The organism is Mycobacterium sp. NGS16 (assembly GCF_059813225.1).
The window spans coordinates 295,054-315,325 of sequence record NZ_JCALEE010000003.1; the positions used below are offsets into that span (position 1 = coordinate 295,054).

Below are 20,272 nucleotides of genomic sequence, written 5' to 3' on the forward strand. Positions count from 1 at the left end.
ATCCGCATCGAACACCCAATACCGAAGAGGAACACCAGTCATGTCCGAAGAAGCCTTCATCTACGAGGCCATTCGCACCCCGCGCGGCAAGCAGAAAAACGGGGCGCTGAACGAGATCAAGCCGGTCAGCCTGGCCGTCGGCCTGGTCAACGAGCTGCGCTCCCGCTACCCGGACCTGGACGTGAACCAGATCAGCGACTCGGTGTTCGGCGTCGTGTCGCCGGTAGGTGACCAGGGCGGTGACATCGCCCGCACCGCGATGCTGGCCGCCGGTATGCCCGAGACCACCGGTGGTGTTCAGCTCAACCGGTTCTGCGCCTCCGGCCTGGAGGCCATCAACACCGCCGCCGCCAAGGTGAAGGCCGGGTTCGACGACCTGGTGCTCGCCGGCGGCGTGGAGTCGATGAGCCGCGTCCCGATGGGCTCCGACGGCGGCGCTTGGGCCAGCGACCCCAACACCAACTACCAGATCGGCTTCGTGCCGCAGGGCATCGGCGCCGACCTGATCGCCACCATCGAGGGCTTCTCCCGTGACGACGTCGACGCCTACGCGCTGCGCAGCCAGCAGAAGGCCGCCGCGGCCTGGTCGGGCGGCTACTTCGCCAAGTCGGTGGTCCCGGTGCGCGACCAGAACGGCCTGGTCGTTCTCGACCACGACGAGCACATGCGGCCCGACACCACCCTGGAGGGGCTGGGCAAGCTCAAGACCGCGTTCGACGGGATCGGCGCGATGGGCGGCTTCGACGACGTGGCGCTGCAGAAGTACCACTTCGTCGAGAAGATCAACCACGTCCACACCGGCGGCAACAGCTCCGGCATCGTCGACGGCGCCGCGCTGGTGCTGATCGGTTCGGAGAAGGCCGGCAAGGAGCAGGGGCTGACCCCGCGGGCTCGCATCGTGGCCGCGGCCACGTCCGGCGCCGACCCGGTCATCATGCTCACCGGCCCCACCCCGGCCACCCAGCGGGTGCTCGACCGCGCCGGGATGACCGTCGACGACATCGACCTGTTCGAGCTCAACGAGGCGTTCGCCTCGGTGGTGCTGAAGTTCCAGAAGGACCTCAACATCCCGGACGAGAAGCTCAACGTCAACGGTGGCGCCATCGCCATGGGCCACCCGCTGGGCGCCACCGGCGCCATGATCACCGGCACCATGGTCGACGAACTGGAGCGCCGCGGTGCCCGCCGCGCTCTGATCACACTCTGCATCGGCGGTGGCATGGGCGTCGCCACCATCATCGAGCGCGTCTGAGAGGGTTTTTCAAAAATGGCAGAGAACACCATCAAGTGGGACAAGGACGCTGACGGCATCGTCACGCTGACCCTGGACGACCCGACCGGGTCGGCCAACGTGATGAACGAGCACTACCGCGAGTCGATGCACAACGCGGTGGAACGCCTTGCCGCGGAGAAGGATTCGATCACCGGCGTGGTCATCACCAGCGCGAAGAAGACCTTCTTCGCCGGCGGCGACCTCAAGGCGATGATCCACGTGGGCCCGGACGACGCCCAGGCGGTCTTCGACCAGTGCGAGGGCATCAAGGCCGATCTGCGCGCCCTGGAGACCTTGGGCAAGCCCGTCGTCGCCGCCATCAACGGCGCGGCGCTGGGCGGCGGTCTGGAGATCGCGCTGGCCTGTCACCGGCGGATCGCCGCCGACGCCAAGGGCAGCCAGCTCGGCCTGCCCGAGGTCACGCTGGGCCTGCTGCCTGGCGGTGGCGGCGTCGCCCGCACGGTGCGCATGCTGGGCATCCAGAACGCGTTCATGAACGTGCTGGCCCAGGGCACCCGGTTCAAGCCGGCCAAGGCCAAGGAGATCGGCCTGATCGACGAGGTGCTCGGAAGCGTCGAAGAGCTGGTGCCGGCCGCCAAGGCCTGGATCAAGGCCAACCCCGACGCCGGTGTGCAGCCCTGGGATGTCAAGGGCTACAAGATGCCCGGCGGCACCCCGTCGACCCCGTCGCTGGCGGCGATCCTGCCGTCGTTCCCGGCGCTGCTGCGCAAGCAGCTCAAGGGCGCGCCGATGCCGGCGCCGCGGGCGATCCTCGCGGCCGCGGTCGAGGGCGCGGCGGTGGACTTCGACACCGCCACCCGCATCGAGAGCCGCTACTTCGTCTCGCTGGTCACCGGCCAGGTCGCCAAGAACATGATCCAGGCGTTCTTCTTCGACCTGCAGCACATCAACGGCGGCGGCAGCCGGCCCGAGGGTATCGGCCAGACCCCGATCAAGAAGATCGGCGTGCTCGGTGCCGGGATGATGGGTGCCGGCATCGCCTACGTGTCGGCCAAGGCCGGCTATGACGTGGTGCTCAAGGACGTCAGCACCGAGGCGGCGCAGAAGGGCAAGGGCTACTCGGAGAAGCTGGAAGCCAAGGCGCTCGAGCGTGGCCGCACCACCGCCGAGAAGTCCCAGGCGTTGCTGGACAAGATCACCCCGACCGGGGACGCGGCCGACCTCAAGGGCGTCGACTTCGTGATCGAGGCGGTGTTCGAGAACCAGGAGCTCAAGCACAAGGTCTTCCAGGAGATCGAGGACATCGTCGAGCCCAACGCGCTGCTGGGGTCGAACACCTCCACGCTGCCGATCACCGGACTGGCCACCGGCGTGAAGCGCCAGGAGGACTTCATCGGCATCCACTTCTTCTCGCCGGTCGACAAGATGCCGCTGGTGGAGATCATCAAGGGCGAGAAGACCTCTGACGAGGCGCTGGCCCGGGTCTTCGACTACGTGCTGGCCATCAAGAAGACCCCGATCGTGGTCAACGACAGCCGCGGCTTCTACACCAGCCGTGTCATCGGCACCTTCATCAACGAGGCGCTGATGATGCTGGGTGAGGGCGTGGAGCCGGCCAGCATCGAGCAGGCCGGTCTGCAGGCCGGCTACCCGGCGGCTCCGCTGCAGCTCTCCGACGAGCTCAACCTGGAGCTGATGCACAAGATCGCCGTCGCCACCCGCGAGGGCATCGAGGCCGCCGGCGGCAAGTACGAGAAGCAGATGAATGAGACGGTCGTCGAGAAGATGATCGAGCTCGGCCGTCCGTCGCGGCTCAAGGGCGCCGGGTTCTACGAGTACGTCGACGGCAAGCGCACCGGTCTGTGGCCGGGCCTGCGGGAGACGTTCAACTCCGGCAGCGCCACCCCGCCGCTGCAGGACATGATCGACCGGATGCTGTTCGCCGAGGCGCTGGAGACCCAGAAGTGCCTCGACGAAGGCGTGCTGACCTCGACCGCCGACGCCAACATCGGCGCGATCATGGGCATCGGCTTCCCGCCGTGGACCGGCGGGACCGCGCAGTTCATCGTCGGCTACGAGGGGCCGCACGGGGTCGGTAAGGACGCTTTCGTGGCGCGGGCCAAGGAACTGGCCGCGAAGTACGGCGACCGGTTCATCCCGCCGTCCTCGCTGCTGTAGCCAGGCGGAAACGACGTGGAGTCCCCCGAACCCTCGTGGCTTCGGGGGATTTCGCGTCTGTTGGACTACCGGGTGAGCATCACCGTCGGCAAGCTGCTGGAGGCGGCGCTGTGGCTGGGCCTGGTCTACGTGGTCATCGGGGTGGTGTGCCTGTTTTTGCGGCCCGACGGGGTGGAGCTCCTGCAGACCCGGGCCGAGCAGCAGTTTGGCATACCGCCCCACAGCATCTACGAGGTGGCGACGGTGGCCGGGGTGCTGCTGTGGCCGCTGATGATGCTGCTGCCCAGCGCCTGCGGGGGCTGACCGGTCAGCAACGGCGCGCCAACAGGTAGTGCCGCACCGGCTGGCCGCCATTGGCGGGCAGATAGTTCGGCTCGTCGCCGGAAGAGATCAGCTCCCACTGCGGGGCGAAGAGCCGGGCGATCTCGGCCTGGTCGACCCCGCGGACGCCGAACAACGCACCCGGGCCGAACGCGACGATCAGCAGCCGCGAATCCGGTCCGGTCACCGCGTTGACCTGTGCGGCGTAGACCCCCCGATCATGATCGTTCATCCCGTGCAGGCAACCGTTGTCGGTCACCAGGTCGAAGTCGTTACCGAGACCGGCCGCGGCGACTTGGGCGATGTCGGCGCAGACGAACCGCACCGACACCTTCCCCGCCTGGGCCTTGGCCCGCGCGATGCGCAGCGCCCGCGGCGCGAAGTCGACGCCGGTGACCCGCCACCCGTTCTGCGCCAGATAGATGGAGGTATCTCCGGTGCCGCAGCCGAGATCCAGTGCGGTGCCCGGCGGCAACCCCACGCCCGCATCCATCTCGACCAGGTTGCGCAGGCCGCGGGCCAGCGCGTGGCCGTCCCACGGGGTGAACCCCAGGCGGTACATCGCCCGGAACAGCAGCCTCCTGGCCCCCATCGCGTCTAGATGGCTCCCATGTCAGCGGAGAGCCAGTGCTGGGGGCGCAGATGAATGGCCACGTAGTCGCCCAGTTCGGTCCGCGCGAACTCGAGGAACTTCTCGGCCCGGTCGGGGGGAAGGTAGCGGTGGGCCAGCTCGGCGTGATGGTCGTCGGTGCCGGGCTCGATGCGGCTGACGGCCCCATCGACGGCGACATAGCGGACGGTCGGCTCCGTACGCTCCACCATGAGCGAAAAGCAGCCGGCGGCCTCGATGAGCCGCCTCTTGCGGGACTCGACGCCGGTAAGGACCCAGGGCTCGCCGCCCGGGGTGTACTGATACCAGATCGGCACGGTCAGTGGGCCACGGCCGTCTCCCGCACTCACCGACAGCGCTGCGATGTGTGGCTCGGCCAGAAAAAGTTCGCGTTCGTCCTTGGATAACGCCATGTTTCGAGGTTAACCGCCTGGCCCCGCCGCGCGCGGATAGCTTGCGCGCGGGTCGCGTCAGATCGCCGGGCCGAGCAGGTCGTCGGCGTCGCGGATGACGTAGCCATAACCCTGCTCGGCCAGGAACCGCTGCCGGTGCGCGGCGTACTCGGCATCCAGACTGTCGCGGGCGACCACGGAGTAGAACACCGCTCCGCCGCCGGCGGCCTTGGGCCGCAGCAGCCGGCCGAGCCGCTGGGCCTCCTCCTGCCGTGAGCCGAAGGTGCCCGAGACCTGCACGGCCACCGAGGCCTCCGGCAGGTCGATCGAGAAGTTGGCGACCTTGGACACCACCAAGGTGGACACCTCGCCGCTGCGGAAGGCGTCGAAGAGCTTTTCGCGTTCGGCGGTGCGCGTCGAGCCCTGAATGACCGGGGCGCCCAACTGCTCGCCCAGCTCTTCCAGCTGGTCGAGATAGGCGCCGATCACCAGGGTCTGCTCACCGGGATGCTGCTTGAGGATCGAGCGCACCACCGCGATCTTGGAGTGCACCGTCGAGCACAGCTTGTAGCGTTCCTCCGGCTCGGCGACGGCGTAGGTCATCCGCTCGCTCTCGGTCATGGTGACCCGCACCTCGATGCACTCGGCCGGCGCGATCCAGCCTTGGGCCTCGATGTCCTTCCAGGGCGCGTCGTAGCGCTTCGGCCCGATCAGGGAAAACACGTCGCCCTCCCGGCCGTCCTCCCGGATCAGGGTGGCCGTCAGCCCGAGCCGGCGCCGCGACTGCAGATCGGCGGTCATCCGGAACACCGGCGCGGGCAGCAGATGCACCTCGTCGTAGATGATCAGCCCCCAGTCGCGGCTGTCGAACAGTTCCAGGTGCCGGTATTCGCCCTTGGTGCGCCGGGTGATCACCTGGTAGGTGGCGATGGTGACCGGCCGGATCTCCTTGCGCTCCCCGGAGTACTCGCCGATCTCTTCTTCGGTCAGCGAGGTGCGCGCGATCAACTCGCGTTTCCACTGCCGGCCGGCGACGGTGTTGGTGACCAGGATCAGCGTGGTGGCACCGGCTTTGGCCATCGCCGCGGCGCCGACCAGCGTCTTGCCGGCGCCGCACGGCAACACCACCACCCCCGAACCGCCCGACCAGAACGAGTCGGCGGCCATCTCCTGGTAGTCGCGCAGCGCCCAGCCGTCCTGGCACAGCTCGATCGGATGCGCCTCGCCGTCGACGTAGCCGGCCAGATCCTCTGCGGGCCAACCGATTTTGAGCAGCATCTGTTTGACCCGGCCGCGCTCGCTGGGATGCACCACGACGGTGTCGTCGTCGATGCGGGCGCCGAGCATCGGGGTGATCTTCTTGTTGCGCAGCACCTCCTCGAGCACCGCGCGATCCAGGCTGACCAGGGTCAGGCCGTGCGCGGGGCTCTTCACCAACTGCAGGCGCCCGTAGCGCGCCATGGTGTCGACGATGTCGACCAACAGCGGCTGCGGCACCGCGTACCGCGAGTAGGTGACCAGCGCGTCGACCACCTGCTCGGCGTCGTGGCCGGCGGCGCGGGCGTTCCACAACGCCAGCGGGGTGATGCGGTAGGTGTGCACGTGCTCGGGGGCGCGTTCCAACTCGGCGAACGGCGCGATCGCAGCACGCGCCGCGCCGGCCTGCTCGTGGTCGACCTCGAGCAGCACGGTCTTGTCGGATTGGACGATCAGGGGCCCGTCGGTGCTCATGGGGCCATTATCCGGAGACCACCGACAGGGGCGCCGCTAACGCCCCGCCTCCCGGCCCTGTTCGAGCAGTCGTAACGGATGCATGCCGTCGACCGCGCCCACAAAAGGCGGATGGATGCTGTAGCCGAGCATGCGTTTGATGTCGTCGGACAGGTCCCGGGCGGTGGCCAACGGCACCGACAGGGTGAACGCTTCCATCGGACGCAACCACGGCTGGCAGTACTGCGCGGTGACGGCCAGCCGTGCGCCGGTCGAGACGTTGGCGCCGCCGCCATGCCACAGCGTCGAGACGAAGAACACGCAACTGCCGGCGGGCATCACGATCGGCCTGCGCTCGTCGGCGTCGCCCGGTTCGCGCCGGCCCCAGCGGTGACTGCCCGGCAGGACGACGGTGGCGCCGTTGTCTTCGGTGAAGTCGTCGATCGCCCAGATCGTTGCCGCTCCCAGCGGCGAGTGCGGCCGCGGAACGGGATAGAACCCGTCATCGACGTGCAGCAGCTGCGCCGATTCGCCCGGCCCGATGTTGATGGCCTGCAGGATCGACAGCAGATAGTTGGGCAGCAGCAGCCGGTCGAGGATCGCCAGCACCCGCGGGTGCTCGACGAGCCGGTCGCACAACCGGGTCTTGTTCAGCAGGCCGTAGGCGCGTTGCGTTCTCTTGCCTTCGAAGGAATTCCGTCCGGTGTGGCCGAGCAGCGGGCTTACCTCGGCGCGGATCGCGGCGCACTGGTCGTCGCTGAGCAGTGCTTCCCACACCAGGTAGCCGTCGCGGTCGAGGGCAGCGAGGTCTTCGCGTACCAGTTCGTCGTCGACAGTCGCTCCGGCACTGGGGGTGGGGTGGTAGCGACCGGCCAGATCACCGCGCAGGCCGGCGTAGTCCAGCGGCTGTTCACGATCGACGGTCACCATGGGCGGTCCCTTCACCCGAACCCGTAGACCATGCTACGAGCCACCGCGGGGAGGCGTGGCCTACTGATCCCCGTCGGCGGCGGAGATGGACGTGATGCGGTGGATGGTGAACTCGCGCATCTGACCCGACGTCGAGTCGAAGGCCACCAACTGCCCGCCGCGGACCAGCACAGGGGAGACCTCCCGCTGGGTGGCCACCCCTGCGGCGTCGACGTAGCTGATCAGCACCGTGGATCCCTCGGCCGCGGCGCGTTTCAACAGAATCATCGCGGTCACCGGCTCCAGGCGGATGTTGTCGAACGGCGCCGACGTCACCGTGCGCAGCACCCGGACCAACGAGGTGAGGCTCTCGCCGCTGGGCCCGGCGACCGGCCGGTGGCTGCGGCGCTCCGCCGGAGTCGGCACCCGCACCCCGCGCGGCCGGATGTCGACGATCGTTCCGGTGGCATCCTCGGCGGCCGGGGCGAAACCGGCATCGCGCAGCGTCGTCAGCACGTCGGCGATCGGGGCCTGGGCCACCGCCGCCGTCGGGGCCAGCAACCGCAGGCCGAGCGCCTCGGCGGCCGGAACCGCCACCGCTTGGGCCAGCAGGGCCGGATCCTCGCAGCGCACGAAGGACGCCGCCATCCCGATCCGCAGCTGCCCGTGCCGGCGCGCGACGTCGTCGATCAAGTAGGTGAGTCCTTGCGGGACCGGGGTTTTCGAGTGCTTGTGGAAGAACGCGTGCAGCCCGGCGCCGGTCCGGCCGACGTCCAGGGCAGCCCGGATGGTCTGTTCGGAGACCCGGTAGACCATCGCCGCGCCGGCCGATTCGACGCTGGCCACGACGCCCAGTTCCTCGGCGAGGTCCCGTTCCAGTGGCCCGGGCACCACCACGGTCAGATCGGCCTGCACCAGGAAATGGTCGATCGGCTCCGGTAGGGCCTTGGTCATCGATGAGACCGTCGCGCTGGTGGCGGGCTCGGCTGCGCCCTCAGACCAGGTTTCCGCCAGCAGAGCGCGCCCCGGGGAGCTGAGGGCGCCGCGGCCCAGCACGCCGAGCGCGTGCGCCTCGTCGAGCAACTCGCCCACCGGCCCGGGCTGCAGACGACTGGCCCAGCGCGGCCGCCGCCAGATCAAAGCCTGCGACGCCGACACCGCGTCGGTCCCGGCACCGTCGGGCAGTTCGGCGAGCATGCCCAGCAGCAGCCGGCGATCCAGCGGGGCGGCGGTGGAAAACAGCGGCGTGGACAGCGCCGCCCGCGGTTTGCCGTCCGCGCCCCGGCTGCCGATCAGGCCCGGCCGGGCCGGCAGCTGCAGCCAGGTGCCGGCCAGCAGGTGCCAGCGTTCGGCGGTTGATCGCTCGGCGAACCGGTCGGCGAGCACCGTCGGCGCCCAGTACGGCCCGTCCGCGTCGGGCCAGTCCCGCTGGTCGACGGTGGCCGGGTCCGGATAGTCGGAGGCGATCAGCCGGGCCGTGGCCGCCACCTCCAGCAGCAAGCCCAACCGGGTCTCGTCGATGCCGGTCGACTTGGCCAGGCGCTTGACCTCACGGACGCCCAACCCGCCGCTGCGCAGCTCCGGCACCGGCGTATCGCCCAGGTTGGCCAGGAGCACGTCGAGTTCGCGCAGCAGGTCGATCACCGCGCCGGCGGCGGTCGCGTCGACGTCGGCGGCCGTGGTCTGTGACACCACCGGGTCGGGCGCTTGCAGCGTGACCGGCCCGGGCTGCTCGCCGCGCAGCACCTGGCCGACCAAGCGCGGCAGGATCACCGTTTCGTCGTCGATGCGGCGCAACAGCCCCGCCGCCAGCAGCCGGGGCACCGGGTGTTCCGGCGGCGCGCCGGGGGCGGCGTCGCGGGTGCGGCCGATCGGGGAGCCCGCAAGCAGCTTGTCCAGCAGGTCCCGCTGCGGCGCGTCGAGGTCGGCGACGGCCTCCCTGATCTGCTCCGGGCTCTGCTCGGGATCCTCCCGGGTGACCTGACCCGGATGCCATGGCAGCCCGGCGCCGGCCTCGGCGACCACCCGCAGCACACCGTCGGGCTGGGGCGAATGCGGCGGTCCCAGCTTCTTCGCCTCTCCTTCGGCGAGCCTCGCTGAACCGCCGTCCGAACCCCAGCACAGGGCCCGTTCGATCAGGTCGGTCAACGCCGCGTGCACCGCGTCGGCGGGGGCGCGGTCACCGATCAACGCCAGCAGGTCGGCCAGCGGCACTGCGGCGGCATCGGCATCCAGCACCAACAGGGCGTCGAGGACGACGAGCCGCAGAAAATCCAGCTCGTCGGTGGCCGCCCGGACCGATTGGCGGGCCTGGGCCCGCGCCGCCAGGGCGGCGATACTGCCCGGCGGCGGCTGGGCGAGGTCGGGCCGCAGCTCCAGCAGCCGGATCAGGCCCTCATCGGGCAGCTCGGCCAGCCACGATCCCAGCGGCACACCCCGGGCGGGTTTGGTCATAGAAGACCAGCGTAAGGCCCGACCGGTGAGCGACGCCGATCGCGACCTGTCAGAATGGGAGCCGTGGCTGCGAAACAGGACAACAAGAACCGGTACGTCGACAACGGGTGGCCCGACACGGACGGCGAACCGGCAGTGAGCGAGCTGCGTACCGACCGGGCCGGTGCGCTGTCCCCGTTCGGGGACCTGGTATTCCCGCTCCCGTCCGACGAGCTGCCCTACCTGCATCCGGTCACCGTCGTCAACCGGTAGGCGTGACCACCATGACCGGGCCGCTCTCACACCTCGATGAACGCGGTGCGGCCCACATGGTCGACGTCAGCGCAAAGGCGGCCACCAAGCGCACCGCTGTGGCCGCCGGAGTGCTGCGCACCACCGCGCAGGTGGTGCAGCTGATCTCGGCCGGCGGGCTGCCCAAGGGCGATGCGCTGGCCACCGCGCGGGTGGCCGGCATCATGGCCGCCAAACGGACCAGCGATCTGGTGCCGCTCTGCCACCAGTTGGCGCTCACCGGCGTCGACGTCGACTTCACCATCGGCGATTCCCACATCGACATCACCGCCTCGGTGCGCACCACCGACCGCACCGGGGTGGAGATGGAGGCGCTGACCGCGGTCAGCGTGGCGGCCCTGACGCTCTACGACATGATCAAGGCCGTCGACCGCGCCGCCGTCATCGACAGCATCCGCGTGCTGAGCAAAGACGGCGGACGCACCGGGGCCTGGGAGCGTCAGTGACTGCCGCGAGGACCCGGACCGCCCACGTCATCATCGCCTCCACACGCGCTTCGGCTGGGGTGTACACCGACCGCACCGGGCCGATCATCGCCGACTGGCTGGCGCAGCGCGGCTTCGCGCCGGCGCAACCGGAGGTCGTCCCCGATGGTGAGGCCGTCGGCGCGGCGTTGCGGGCCGCGGTAGCCGCACCCGTCGACCTGGTCATCACCTCCGGAGGAACCGGGATCTCACCGACCGACGACACCCCGGCGCAGACGGTGGCGGTGCTGGACTACGAGATTCCCGGCCTGGCCGATGCCATCCGCCGCTCCGGGCTGCCGAAGGTGCCGACCTCGGTACTTTCGCGCGGCGTGTGTGGCGTGGCCGGGCGGACGCTGATCGTCAACTTGCCCGGCTCATCCGGCGGAGTGCGCGACGGCCTCGGTGTGCTTGCCGAGGTCTTGGATCACGCGCTGGATCAGCTCGCCGGCGGAGACCACGAGCGATGACGGCCCAGGTATTGCGGGCGGCGGTCACCGAAGCGCCCATCGTGCTGACCGAACACGAGGAGCTGGTGGGGCATCGGGCCGCGGGCGCGATCGTCGGCTTCGTCGGCATGATCCGCGACCACGACCACGGCCGGCAGGTCACCCGGCTCGAGTACTCCGCGCACCCGACCGCGGAGCAGGTGATGGCCGAGGTGCTGGCCGAGATCGCCGAACAGGCCCCCGGGATTCGCGCGCTGGCGGCCAGCCACCGGATCGGCGTCTTGCGCATCGGTGATGCCGCCCTGGTGGCCGCGGTGGCCGCCGATCACCGCCGGGAGGCGTTCGAGGCCTGTGCGCTGCTGGTCGACACCATCAAGGAGCGGTTGCCGGTGTGGAAGCACCAGTTCTTCGCCGACCACACCGAGGAATGGGTCGGCTCGGCTTGAGACCGAGAAACGAAAGAGGGGGCCGGCGAACCGGCCCCCTCTTTCGTGTGGTCGCTAGACGACGCGCGCGGGCTGCTGCGCGAACGCGGCCAGCGCGTCGTTGCCGCTGACGTTCTCCGACCGGATGGCCTGCCACAGCTGCTGGTGGAAGCCGACGGAGACCGCCTGAGGCTTCTCACCCTCGGGGGCCGGGACCGCCTCGTCGCCGGGAGCCGGCGCCTCGGGAGCGGGGGCCTCGGGGGCCGGCGGCAGCTCCTCGGCGATCGGGGGAGCCTCGGGGGCCGGGGCCTCGGGGGCGGGAGCCTCCGGAGCGGGGGCCTCGGGGGCCGGCGGCAGGTCTTCGGCGATCGGGGGTGCCTCGGGGGCCGGGGCCTCGGGGGCGGGAGCCTCCGGAGCGGGCGGCATCCAGCCGGCCGGAGCCACCGGAGCAGCGCCCTCCTCGGCGGGGGCCGGAGCCTCGGGGGCCGGCGGGGCCCACCAGGGTGCCGGCTCGGGGGCGGGCGGCGGAGCCATCGGGTTGTCCATGGCCACGGTCTGGCCGTTGACGTCCGGGTTGTCGATGGGAGCGTCAGCCGGGGTCGCGGGAACCTCCCGCGGGCTCGCGCCGGACAGGCCGCGGCCGCAGACCGGCCACGCACCGCGTCCCTGGGTCGCCAGCACGTGCTCGGCGATCGCGATCTGCTGCTCCCGGCTGGCCAGGTGCGCCGACGGGGCGTACTTGCCGCCGCCGTGCGCGCTCCAGGTGCTCGGGGCGAACTGTAGGCCGCCCTGGTAGCCGTTGCCGGTGTTGATGCCCCAGTTGTTACCGGATTCGCAGCGGGCGACGCTGTCCCATTCGTCATCGGTGGCTGCGGCGGCGTGCCCGGCGAGGGCAAGGCTGCCGCCACCGATCACGGCTCCGGTGAAGGCGATTTTGGCGATGTTGACGTTTGACTGGGTGGGCTTGCGATGCCGTCCACTCATACGGTGGTGAATTCCTCTCTGTCTACGCCTGCGAGGTCAGCGTCGGGTTCGGGCTGGAGAAGACTGCCCGGCCTTGGCGCACCGCGGTGCGTCCTACGGCTTCGCCCCAAGGGGCCGAGGGTGGCCCCAGGTCCGCTCGCGGCGGACCGGTCGGGTCCCCCGCCTCCATCCATCAGGTATTCGTTGGTGTTCCTCGCCCGTTGGATGGAGTTCGGCGCTACGGGAGGGGAAAGGTGGATCGACCGGAAGGTTTTCGATGCACCCGGAGATGTACCGTAACCGGTCTTACCGGCATCGTCACGCTAAGGCGCGCGGGGTGTTTTCTCTGCCGGTTCTTCTCAAAACACCAGGAAACGCCAGCGTTTGCGCAGGTCAAAGCGCTATGTATCAAGCCGTTGTCGGTCCGTGATCAATTCGTTATGTGACGTAGATCATGCTATCCGCCGGCGAACGGGGGCAGTACGTCGATGGTCTCGCCGGGCTTTAGCGCCGCCGCGTGGTCGCGCACCGCGACCCCGTCCCGGAGGTAGGAGCAGCGATCCAGCACCGTCGCCAGCCGCTCATTTCCGCCCGCGAGCGTCTCGGCCAGCTCGGCCACGCCGGCCCCGGAGGGCACCTGGACGATTTCCGATTCGACGCCGGCGGCCGCTCGCGCCGCGGCGAAGTAGCGGACGGTCACCGCAACGACGGTGCTGCTATCGGTCTGCTGCGTCATGGGTCAACCACCTATCGCGCTCATCGGCCGGTCCGGCTGGATGAAATCCGGATTGTTGATGCCGTGGCCGGCCTTCTTCGTCCACATCGCGGCACGCCATGCGTGCTCGATGGCGTCATCGTCAGAGCCGTTGCGCAGCAGGGCCCGCAGATCGGACTCCTCGGCGGCGAACAGGCAGTTGCGGATCTGGCCGTCGGCGGTGAGCCGGGTCCGGTCGCAGTCACCGCAGAACGGGCGCGACACCGAGGCGATGATCCCGAACGTTCCGGCCGGGTGGTCCGGGCCCTCCTCCACCAGCCACACTTCGGCCGGTGCGGAGCCCCGTGGCTTCGGATCGGGCCGCAGGGCGAACTGCGCCTGCACCATCTCCAAGAGTTGCTCGACACCGAGCCCGGCGTGGCGGTTCCAATTGTGGTCGGCGTCCAGCGGCATCATCTCGATAACCCGCAACTGGTAGCCGTGCTGCAGGCAGAAGCGCAGCAGGTTGATGATGTCCTCGCCGGCGACCTTGGGCGCGAGCACGGCGTTGACCTTGATCGGCTTCATCCCGGCCCGCGCGGCGGCGTCGAGACCGTCGAGTACGTCGGGCAGCCGGTCCCGCCGGGTGATCTCGGCGAAGTGGGCACGGTCGACGGTGTCCAGCGACACGTTGATCCGATCCAGCCCGGCGGCCACCAGGGCACCGGCTCGCCGTGCGAGCCCCAGGCCGTTGGTGGTCAGCGCGATCTCGGGACGCGGCCGCAGGCTCGCCGCGGCGGCCACCACGTCCTCGAGATGGCGGGCCAGCAACGGCTCGCCGCCGGTGAACCGGATGTCGGTGATGCCCAGCCGGGTGACGCCGATACGCATCAGCCGGATCAGCTCGTCGTCCTGCAGGAGGTGCTGGCCGGGAAGCCAGTCCAGGCCTTCGGCCGGCATGCAGTAGGTGCAGCGCAGGTTGCAGCGGTCGGTCAGGGATATCCGCAGATCGGTGTGCACCCGGCCGAACGTGTCGACCAGCGGCCCGGAGGTCGGCATCTGTTCGGCGATGGCTCGCTGCACGGCTTCGTCGAAGGCCTGCCGGGCGGCGTTCTTGTCGTCCGCGCCGGCAGCGTCCACCTGCGGTGGTGGTGTCTGCAGACCCCGTTGCCTCAACGTCATATGCGTGTCCGATTCGGTCGGCCGGCAAGCGCCCGGATCAGGTTCAACGTCCGGTGCATATCTTCTCCAGCGGCGCCACCAGCTTACCGAGGAAACCGGGGTGCTCCGCGGGCCGCCTTCCGAGTAGGATCAGCTCTTGACGCGTCCTGCGCAGGCGGGACGCTTCATTTATGTCCCTCAGGTACGTGATCAGTAAGACAGCAGGTGAGACCAGTGCCGACCGGCAAGGTGAAGTGGTACGACGCCGCGAAGGGCTTCGGCTTCTTGTCCCAAGAGGAAGGTGAGGACGTCTACGTCCGCGCCTCGGCTCTGCCGGACGGTGTGGAGGGTCTCAAGGCGGGTCAGCGGGTGGAATTCGGGGTGGCCGCCGGCCGTCGTGGACCTCAGGCGCTGACGCTCAAGCTGATCGACCCGCCGCCGAGCCTGTCCCGCACCCGTCGCGAGGCGGCTCCCGCCGAGCACCGGCACAGCCCCGACGAGCTGCACGGCATGGTCGAAGACATGATCACCCTGCTGGAGGGCACGGTGCAGCCGGAGCTGCGTAAGGGGCGGTACCCGGACCGCAAGACCGCCCGTCGGGTGTCCGAGGTGGTCAAGGCCGTGGCCCGCGAGCTCGACGCCTAAGTCCGCGCCGCGCAAGGTGTAGTGGCCGGCCCGTTTGGGGAACACCGGTTGGTAGTCGCTCAACGAGCGCTGTCGAACCGGGAGGTGCCCGATGGCACAACAGGTAGGCGTCACCGAGGAACAAGCCAGGGCTGTCGCGGAGGAATCCCGCGAAAGTGGTTGGGATAAGCCGTCCTTCGCCAAGGGACTGTTTTTGGGGCGGTTCCCGCTTGAGTTGATTCACCCGTTTCCCAGGCCCTCGGAGACCGACGCCGCCCGCAGCGAGGACTTTCTGGGCCGGCTGCGGGAGTTTCTCGAAACCCTCGACGGCACCGTCATCGAGCGTGACGGGCAGATCCCCGATGCTTACGTCAAAGGGCTGGCCGAGCTCGGCTGTTTCGGGCTGAAGATTCCCGCCGAGTACGGCGGTCTGAGTATGTCGCAGGTCGCCTACAACCGGGCGCTGATGATGGTGTCCAGCGTGCATCCCAGCCTGGGGGCGTTGCTGAGCGCCCATCAGTCGATCGGGGTGCCCGAACCGCTCAAACTGGCCGGCACCGAGGAGCAGAAGAAGAAGTTCCTGCCGCGGTGCGCGGCCGGGGCGGTGTCGGCGTTCCTGCTGACCGAGCCGGACGTGGGCTCTGATCCGGCGCGGCTGGCCGCGACCGCGACACCGATCGAGGACGGTGCCGCCTACGAACTGGACGGGGTGAAACTCTGGACTACCAACGGCGTTATCGCTGAGCTACTGGTGGTGATGGCCCGGGTGCCCAAAGACCAGGGGCGCAGGGGAGGCATCAGCGCCTTTGTCGTGGAAGCCGATTCGCCCGGCATCACCGTCGAGCGCCGCAACACGTTCATGGGGTTGCGCGGTATCGAGAACGGCGTGACCCGGCTGCACCGGGTCCGGGTGCCCGCCGAGAATCTGGTCGGGCGTGAGGGGGACGGCCTGAAGATCGCACTGACCACCCTCAACGGCGGACGGTTGGCCATCCCCGCCATGGCGACCGGATCGGCGAAGTGGGCGCTGAAGATCGCCCGGGAGTGGTCGCGTGAGCGGGTCCAGTGGGGCAAACCGGTCGGCGAGCACGAGGCCGTGGCCACCAAGATCGCGTTCATCGCCGCCACCGGTTACGCGCTGGAGTCGGTGCTGGAGCTCTCCGGTCAGATGGCCGACGAAGGCCGCAACGACATCCGGATCGAGGCGGCGCTGGCCAAATTGTGGTCCAGTGAAATGGCCTGCGTCATCGCCGACGAGTTGCTACAGATCCGCGGCGGCCGCGGTTATGAGACCGCGGAGTCGCTTGCCGCCCGCGGGGAGCGGGCGGTCGCGGTGGAACAGCTGGTGCGCGACCTGCGGATCAACCGCATCTTCGAGGGATCCAGCGAGATCATGCGGCTGCTGATCGCGCGCGAAGCCGTCGATCCACACCTGAGCGCCGCCGGTGATCTCGCCAACCCCAAGGCGAGTCTGCGGCAAAAGGCGAAATCGGCTGCCGGGGCCAGCGGTTTCTACTCAAAGTGGTTGCCGCAACTGGTCTTCGGTGACGGTCAACGCCCCGGCGGGTACCGAGAGTTCGGCCGGCTGGCGCCGCATCTGCGCTTTGTCGAACGGCACTCCCGCAAGCTGGCGCGCAACACCTTCTACGGCATGGCGCGCTGGCAGGCCGGACTGGAGAAAAAACAGGGATTCCTGGGCCGCGTCGTCGATATCGGCGCCGAGCTGTTCGCGATGGCGGCGGCATGCGTGCGCGCGGAGGCGCAGCGGGTGGCTGACCCGCGTGAAGGGCAGCAGGCCTATCAGCTCGCCGATGCCTTCTGTCAGCAGTCGCGGCTGCGGGTCGAGGCGCTGTTCGCCGCGTTGTGGGCCAACACCGACCGCAGCGATATTCAGCTGGCCCACGCGGTGCTCGAGGACCGCTACACCTGGCTGGAGGCCGGCATCCTCGATCCGTCCGAGGGCACCGGACCGTGGATCGCGCACTGGGAGCCGGGCCCCTCCACCGAAACCGACCTGGCCCGACGTTCCGGGGCCGCCTCCAGCGCACACCGAAGCTGAGATCGGCGCTGCACGACTGTGGCACGCTGGTAATCATGGCCAGCTACCTCGCCGGTGGTGACTACGAACGCGACACCGACTACATCACCACCCGGATCACCGCCGATGGCCGCGACGGGTATCCCGTCGAGCCCGGCCGGTACCGGCTGATCGTCGCGCGGGCCTGTCCGTGGGCCAACCGCACCATCATCGTGCGGCGGCTGCTCGGACTGGAAAACGTTCTCTCCATTGGGTTTTGCGGCCCTACTCACGATCAGCGCAGCTGGACCTTCGATCTGGACCCCGGCGGCGTCGATCCGGTGTTGAAGATCCCGCGGCTGCAAGACGCCTACTTCAAACGGTTCCCCGACTATCCCAAAGGCATCACCGTGCCCGCGATCGTCGACGTGCCCACCGGTGCGGTGGTCACCAACGACTTCGCCCAGATCACCCTGGACTTCTCCACCGAATGGGCGGCCTATCACCGCGACGGCGCCCCGCAGCTGTATCCCGAACCGCTACGCGCCGAGATCGACGAGGTGGGTAAAAGGATCTACACCGAGATCAACAATGGGGTTTACCGGTGCGGCTTCGCCGGCAGTCAGGACGCCTACAGCGCCGCCTACGACCGGTTGTTCAGCGCGCTGGACTGGGTCAGTGATCGTCTGACGCACCAGCGCTACCTGGTGGGCGACACCATCACCGAGGCTGACGTGCGGCTGTTCACCACCTTGGCCCGCTTCGACGCGGTCTATCACGGGCATTTCAAGTGCAACCGGCAGAAGCTGTCTGAGCTGCCGGTGCTGTGGGCTTATGCCCGCGACCTGTTCCAGACGCCCGGGTTCGGCGACACCATCGACTTCGTCCAGATCAAGCGGCACTACTACATCGTGCACGCCGACATCAACCCCTCCGGGATCGTTCCCGACGGGCCGGATCTGTCGAATTGGCTATCACCGCACGGCCGGGAAACGTTGGGCGGCAGGCCCTTCGGTGACGGCACCCCGCCGGGCCCGGTGCCGGAGTCCGAGCGGGTGACCGCCGGGCACGGAGCTCAACCGGCAGCGGTCTGACGGCTCCACTGCAGGCCCACCGCCCATTCGGCGTGCGGCACGGCGAATTTCTCGCCGGTGTCCCGGTCGACGACCAGGGTGAGCAGCTGCACCACCAGACCACGCAGGGGCCCGCGTTGCGGGTCGACGGTGGGGATGGTGACCGCCAGGGTGCTGCCCGGTGAATACAACTTGGCGGTGGCTTCGGCCGGATCGTCGTAGAGCCGCAGTAGCCGCCACGGTGCCCGGCCGATCGCGCTGTCCACCGACAGCTGGACCGGATGGCGCGCGTCGACCGTCAGCGTGCCCCGCGCCTCGGTGAGCACGCACTCGTTGAGGTCGAGCACATCGCAGTACATGTAGGGCCCGGCGTGGGTGAGGCGCCCCTTGGAGTAGGCACTGATCTGCGGCGGAGTCGGCTCGTCGCCGCGGGTGAACCACCAGGTCCCGATTCCGGCGAGCGCCGCCGCCATCACCACCAGCACCGTTACCAGCACGGCCGTCGAGCGTTTCACCTGGTCATCACCCCTGTCTGATCGCGGCGGGCGCCGTCCTGCTCGATCCGTACCGGACGGTTGCCACCCAGGCCGGGGATCAGCGAGTCGCCGTGGAAGGAAAGGATGGTCTGGGCCAGCCCCGGGATCAGCAGCGCGGTGATCGCGGTGAAGCCCACCCACAGGTCGGTGTATACCAAGACCCCCAGTGCACCGCCGAGCACCCAGGCCAGCTGCAGGGTGGACTCGGTGCGGCCGAACGCCGACGCCCGGGACTCCTCGGGCAGGTCGTCCTGCAGCGCGGCGTCCAGCGACGCCTTCGCGACCGCGCTGGCAGCGGAGGTGACCAGGGCGGCGATCGCTGCCATCACCAGGGTTCCGGCCACCGCCGCCGCCAGCGCGACGGCGGTCACTGCCATGGTGCAGCGCACCACCAACACCGCGGGCCGGCCCAGTTGCAGCCGGGCGCTGGTGAAGTTGCCCGCGAAGTTCCCCGCCCCGGCGGCGGCGCCGATCAGCCCGAGAATGCCCAGCTGCACCCAGCCGTTGGCGTCGTGCTGCTTGGCCACGAACGCGGGGTAGAGAAACAGAAAGCCGACCATGGCCTTGATGGTGCAGTTGCCCCACACCGCGGCGATGATGTTGCGGCCCAGCGGTTGACGCAGCGGTTGGCTCAGCGCCCCGCCGGCCCGCTTGACCTGTTCGGGCCAGCTGCGGCGAGGTTCGTCGAAGCGATAACTCAGGGTGGTCGGGACTTCACCGGCGGTCACCTCCACCCACCGCGGGATCCGCATCGCCAGGCCCGCCCCCGCCACCGAGACCGCGACGACCACGAACAGCGCCCCGGGCTGCGCCAGCAGCCGGGTGAACACGTATTCGGTGCCCGCGGCAACGCCGCCGCCCACGATCGTCCCGCCGAGCAGACCGAACATCGTCAAGCGGGAATTGACCCGCACCAGATCGATCGACGGCGGCATCACCCGCGGCGTCACCGCGCTGCGCAGCACCGTGAACGACTTCGACAGCACCATCATGGCCAGCGCGCACGGGTAGAGCACCCAGGAGCCGAAGGTGCCGGCGGCGCCGTCGTAGTTGGCGATCAGCACGAGCGCCAGCACGGTGCGCAGTGCGAACGACAAGGCCAGCGCCGCGCGCCGGCCGTGCTGGATGCGGTCCAGCGCGGGACCGATCAGCGGCGCGACCACCGCGAAGGGCGCGATCGTCACCAGCAGGTACAGCGCCACCCGGCCCTTGCTCTCCCCGCTGGCCGCGGCGAAGAACAGCGTGTTGGCCAGCGCCACGGCCATCGCCGCGTCCACCGCGAAGTTGGCCACCACCGGCCAGGTCAGCGCGGTCAGCCCGGATTTGTCGGCACCGTCGGCCGTGGCGGCCCGCTGCACCAGCCCATACATCCGGTAGCCCATTTCACGGCTGCGGGCCGCAGCCGCCCGGGTCACGGTGACGCGGTCACCGCTGCCCGCGTCGCCCGGCGGGCTGTGCCGCCGGGGTGTTTCAGTGTGTTCGCGCAGCGGTGGCAGGTAGCGGTTGGCACTGGGCATCGGCTTGCGATGGCGCTGCTCGCCGGGGCCGTTGCTGGGGTAATTGGCCATGCCGGGGTGCTCGCCGGGCGAGCCGTTGCGGGGCCCGCGGCGCCGGCCCGGTTCGGGGAGATCACGCCGCCGTACAGACACGACTCAATTCTTCCCTATCACCGTCGCCCCGCCGTGCAGGCCGCGTTCGTGCCTGCGTGTGGCTGAGCGGACCGCGCTGCGGCAGTATTAGGGACGTCATTGAAGGGAAGGGACCCGC

At 69.4% G+C, this 20,272-nt stretch carries 20 protein-coding genes and 1 riboswitch; of the genes, 10 read left to right on the top strand and 10 right to left on the bottom strand.

What is annotated here, in order from left to right; all coding sequences use genetic code 11:
• The first annotated feature begins 40 nt into the window (after nt 1-40).
• The 3 genes from AC5Y4Q_RS11200 to AC5Y4Q_RS11210 all read left to right on the top strand — a co-directional run bounded on the left by AC5Y4Q_RS11200 (nt 41) and on the right by AC5Y4Q_RS11210 (nt 3,715).
• The gene (locus AC5Y4Q_RS11200; RefSeq protein WP_064924221.1) at nt 41-1,252 is read left to right on the top strand and encodes an acetyl-CoA C-acetyltransferase; all 1,212 of its coding nucleotides are present in this window, start codon (nt 41-43) and stop codon (nt 1,250-1,252) included.
• A 15-nt stretch (nt 1,253-1,267) separates the two neighbouring features.
• Nucleotides 1,268-3,412 carry a 3-hydroxyacyl-CoA dehydrogenase NAD-binding domain-containing protein gene (locus tag AC5Y4Q_RS11205; RefSeq protein ID WP_499958982.1) on the top strand — a complete coding sequence of 715 codons (2,145 nt, stop codon included), beginning with the start codon at nt 1,268-1,270 and terminating at the stop codon, nt 3,410-3,412.
• 72 nt (nt 3,413-3,484) lie between these two features.
• Nucleotides 3,485-3,715 carry a hypothetical protein gene (locus AC5Y4Q_RS11210; protein WP_234786429.1) on the top strand — a complete coding sequence of 77 codons (231 nt, stop codon included), beginning with the start codon at nt 3,485-3,487 and terminating at the stop codon, nt 3,713-3,715.
• 4 nt (nt 3,716-3,719) lie between these two features.
• Here AC5Y4Q_RS11210 and AC5Y4Q_RS11215 read toward each other — a convergent pair whose 3' ends face one another.
• The 5 genes from AC5Y4Q_RS11215 to AC5Y4Q_RS11235 are packed head-to-tail and all read right to left on the bottom strand — an operon-like array spanning nt 3,720 to nt 9,808.
• Nucleotides 3,720-4,325: a class I SAM-dependent methyltransferase gene (locus AC5Y4Q_RS11215; protein ID WP_064924219.1), complete on the bottom strand. Its 606-nt coding sequence runs from the start codon at nt 4,323-4,325 to the stop codon at nt 3,720-3,722.
• A 5-nt stretch (nt 4,326-4,330) separates the two neighbouring features.
• On the bottom strand, nt 4,331-4,756 hold the full coding sequence (locus tag AC5Y4Q_RS11220; RefSeq protein WP_064924218.1) for a pyridoxamine 5'-phosphate oxidase family protein: 426 nt from the start codon (nt 4,754-4,756) through the stop codon (nt 4,331-4,333).
• Between the two features lie 57 nt (nt 4,757-4,813).
• Entirely contained in the window at nt 4,814-6,466 is a 1,653-nt protein-coding gene (locus AC5Y4Q_RS11225; RefSeq protein WP_064924217.1) for a DNA repair helicase XPB, read from the bottom strand.
• Between the two features lie 36 nt (nt 6,467-6,502).
• On the bottom strand, nt 6,503-7,375 hold the full coding sequence (locus AC5Y4Q_RS11230) for a phytanoyl-CoA dioxygenase family protein (RefSeq protein WP_499958985.1): 873 nt from the start codon (nt 7,373-7,375) through the stop codon (nt 6,503-6,505).
• 60 nt (nt 7,376-7,435) lie between these two features.
• Complete coding sequence (locus AC5Y4Q_RS11235) at nt 7,436-9,808, bottom strand: helicase-associated domain-containing protein (RefSeq protein ID WP_499958987.1); 2,373 nt, start codon at nt 9,806-9,808, stop codon at nt 7,436-7,438.
• 54 nt (nt 9,809-9,862) lie between these two features.
• Here AC5Y4Q_RS11235 and AC5Y4Q_RS11240 point away from each other — a divergent pair, with 54 nt between their 5' ends.
• The 4 genes from AC5Y4Q_RS11240 to AC5Y4Q_RS11255 are packed head-to-tail and all read left to right on the top strand — an operon-like array spanning nt 9,863 to nt 11,458.
• Nucleotides 9,863-10,060: a hypothetical protein gene (locus AC5Y4Q_RS11240; protein WP_064924214.1), complete on the top strand. Its 198-nt coding sequence runs from the start codon at nt 9,863-9,865 to the stop codon at nt 10,058-10,060.
• An 11-nt stretch (nt 10,061-10,071) separates the two neighbouring features.
• Nucleotides 10,072-10,545, top strand: a complete 474-nt coding sequence (gene moaC, locus AC5Y4Q_RS11245) for a cyclic pyranopterin monophosphate synthase MoaC (protein ID WP_064924291.1) — start codon at nt 10,072-10,074, stop codon at nt 10,543-10,545.
• Between the two features lie 29 nt (nt 10,546-10,574).
• Complete coding sequence (locus AC5Y4Q_RS11250; protein ID WP_419179729.1) at nt 10,575-11,033, top strand: MogA/MoaB family molybdenum cofactor biosynthesis protein; 459 nt, start codon at nt 10,575-10,577, stop codon at nt 11,031-11,033.
• Complete coding sequence (locus AC5Y4Q_RS11255; RefSeq protein ID WP_499958989.1) at nt 11,030-11,458, top strand: molybdenum cofactor biosynthesis protein MoaE; 429 nt, start codon at nt 11,030-11,032, stop codon at nt 11,456-11,458. The genes AC5Y4Q_RS11250 and AC5Y4Q_RS11255 overlap by 4 nt, the downstream gene beginning before the upstream one ends.
• A gap of 54 nt (nt 11,459-11,512) precedes the next feature.
• On the opposite strand, the gene AC5Y4Q_RS11260 is transcribed toward AC5Y4Q_RS11255, so the two are convergent.
• The 3 genes from AC5Y4Q_RS11260 to moaA form a co-directional block, all read right to left on the bottom strand.
• Complete coding sequence (locus AC5Y4Q_RS11260) at nt 11,513-12,421, bottom strand: transglycosylase family protein (protein WP_499958991.1); 909 nt, start codon at nt 12,419-12,421, stop codon at nt 11,513-11,515.
• 9 nt (nt 12,422-12,430) lie between these two features.
• Nucleotides 12,431-12,610, bottom strand: a riboswitch (cyclic di-AMP (ydaO/yuaA leader).
• A 247-nt stretch (nt 12,611-12,857) separates the two neighbouring features.
• The gene (locus AC5Y4Q_RS11265; RefSeq protein WP_064921133.1) at nt 12,858-13,136 is read right to left on the bottom strand and encodes a MoaD/ThiS family protein; all 279 of its coding nucleotides are present in this window, start codon (nt 13,134-13,136) and stop codon (nt 12,858-12,860) included.
• 3 nt (nt 13,137-13,139) lie between these two features.
• A complete protein-coding gene (moaA, locus tag AC5Y4Q_RS11270; RefSeq protein ID WP_499958993.1) occupies nt 13,140-14,276 on the bottom strand; it encodes a GTP 3',8-cyclase MoaA in 1,137 nt (378 codons plus the stop codon).
• Between the two features lie 213 nt (nt 14,277-14,489).
• Between moaA and AC5Y4Q_RS11275 the strand changes: the two genes are divergently transcribed.
• The 3 genes from AC5Y4Q_RS11275 (at nt 14,490) to AC5Y4Q_RS11285 (ending at nt 17,990) form a co-directional block, all read left to right on the top strand.
• On the top strand, nt 14,490-14,900 hold the full coding sequence (locus AC5Y4Q_RS11275; protein ID WP_064921134.1) for a cold-shock protein: 411 nt from the start codon (nt 14,490-14,492) through the stop codon (nt 14,898-14,900).
• Between the two features lie 91 nt (nt 14,901-14,991).
• Nucleotides 14,992-16,938, top strand: coding sequence for an acyl-CoA dehydrogenase family protein (locus AC5Y4Q_RS11280; protein WP_499958996.1), 1,947 nt, complete (start codon nt 14,992-14,994; stop codon nt 16,936-16,938).
• A 35-nt stretch (nt 16,939-16,973) separates the two neighbouring features.
• A complete protein-coding gene (locus tag AC5Y4Q_RS11285; RefSeq protein ID WP_499958998.1) occupies nt 16,974-17,990 on the top strand; it encodes a glutathione S-transferase family protein in 1,017 nt (338 codons plus the stop codon).
• Here AC5Y4Q_RS11285 and AC5Y4Q_RS11290 read toward each other — a convergent pair.
• Nucleotides 17,972-18,484 (bottom strand): DUF2771 domain-containing protein, encoded by a 513-nt coding sequence (locus AC5Y4Q_RS11290; protein ID WP_499959000.1) that lies wholly within the window; start codon nt 18,482-18,484, stop codon nt 17,972-17,974. The two genes, AC5Y4Q_RS11285 and AC5Y4Q_RS11290, sit on opposite strands and share 19 nt — an antisense overlap.
• Nucleotides 18,481-20,073 (bottom strand): MFS transporter, encoded by a 1,593-nt coding sequence (locus AC5Y4Q_RS11295; protein ID WP_499959059.1) that lies wholly within the window; start codon nt 20,071-20,073, stop codon nt 18,481-18,483. Before AC5Y4Q_RS11295 ends, AC5Y4Q_RS11290 begins: the two co-directional genes overlap by 4 nt.
• Nucleotides 20,074-20,272: the final 199 nt, after the last annotated feature.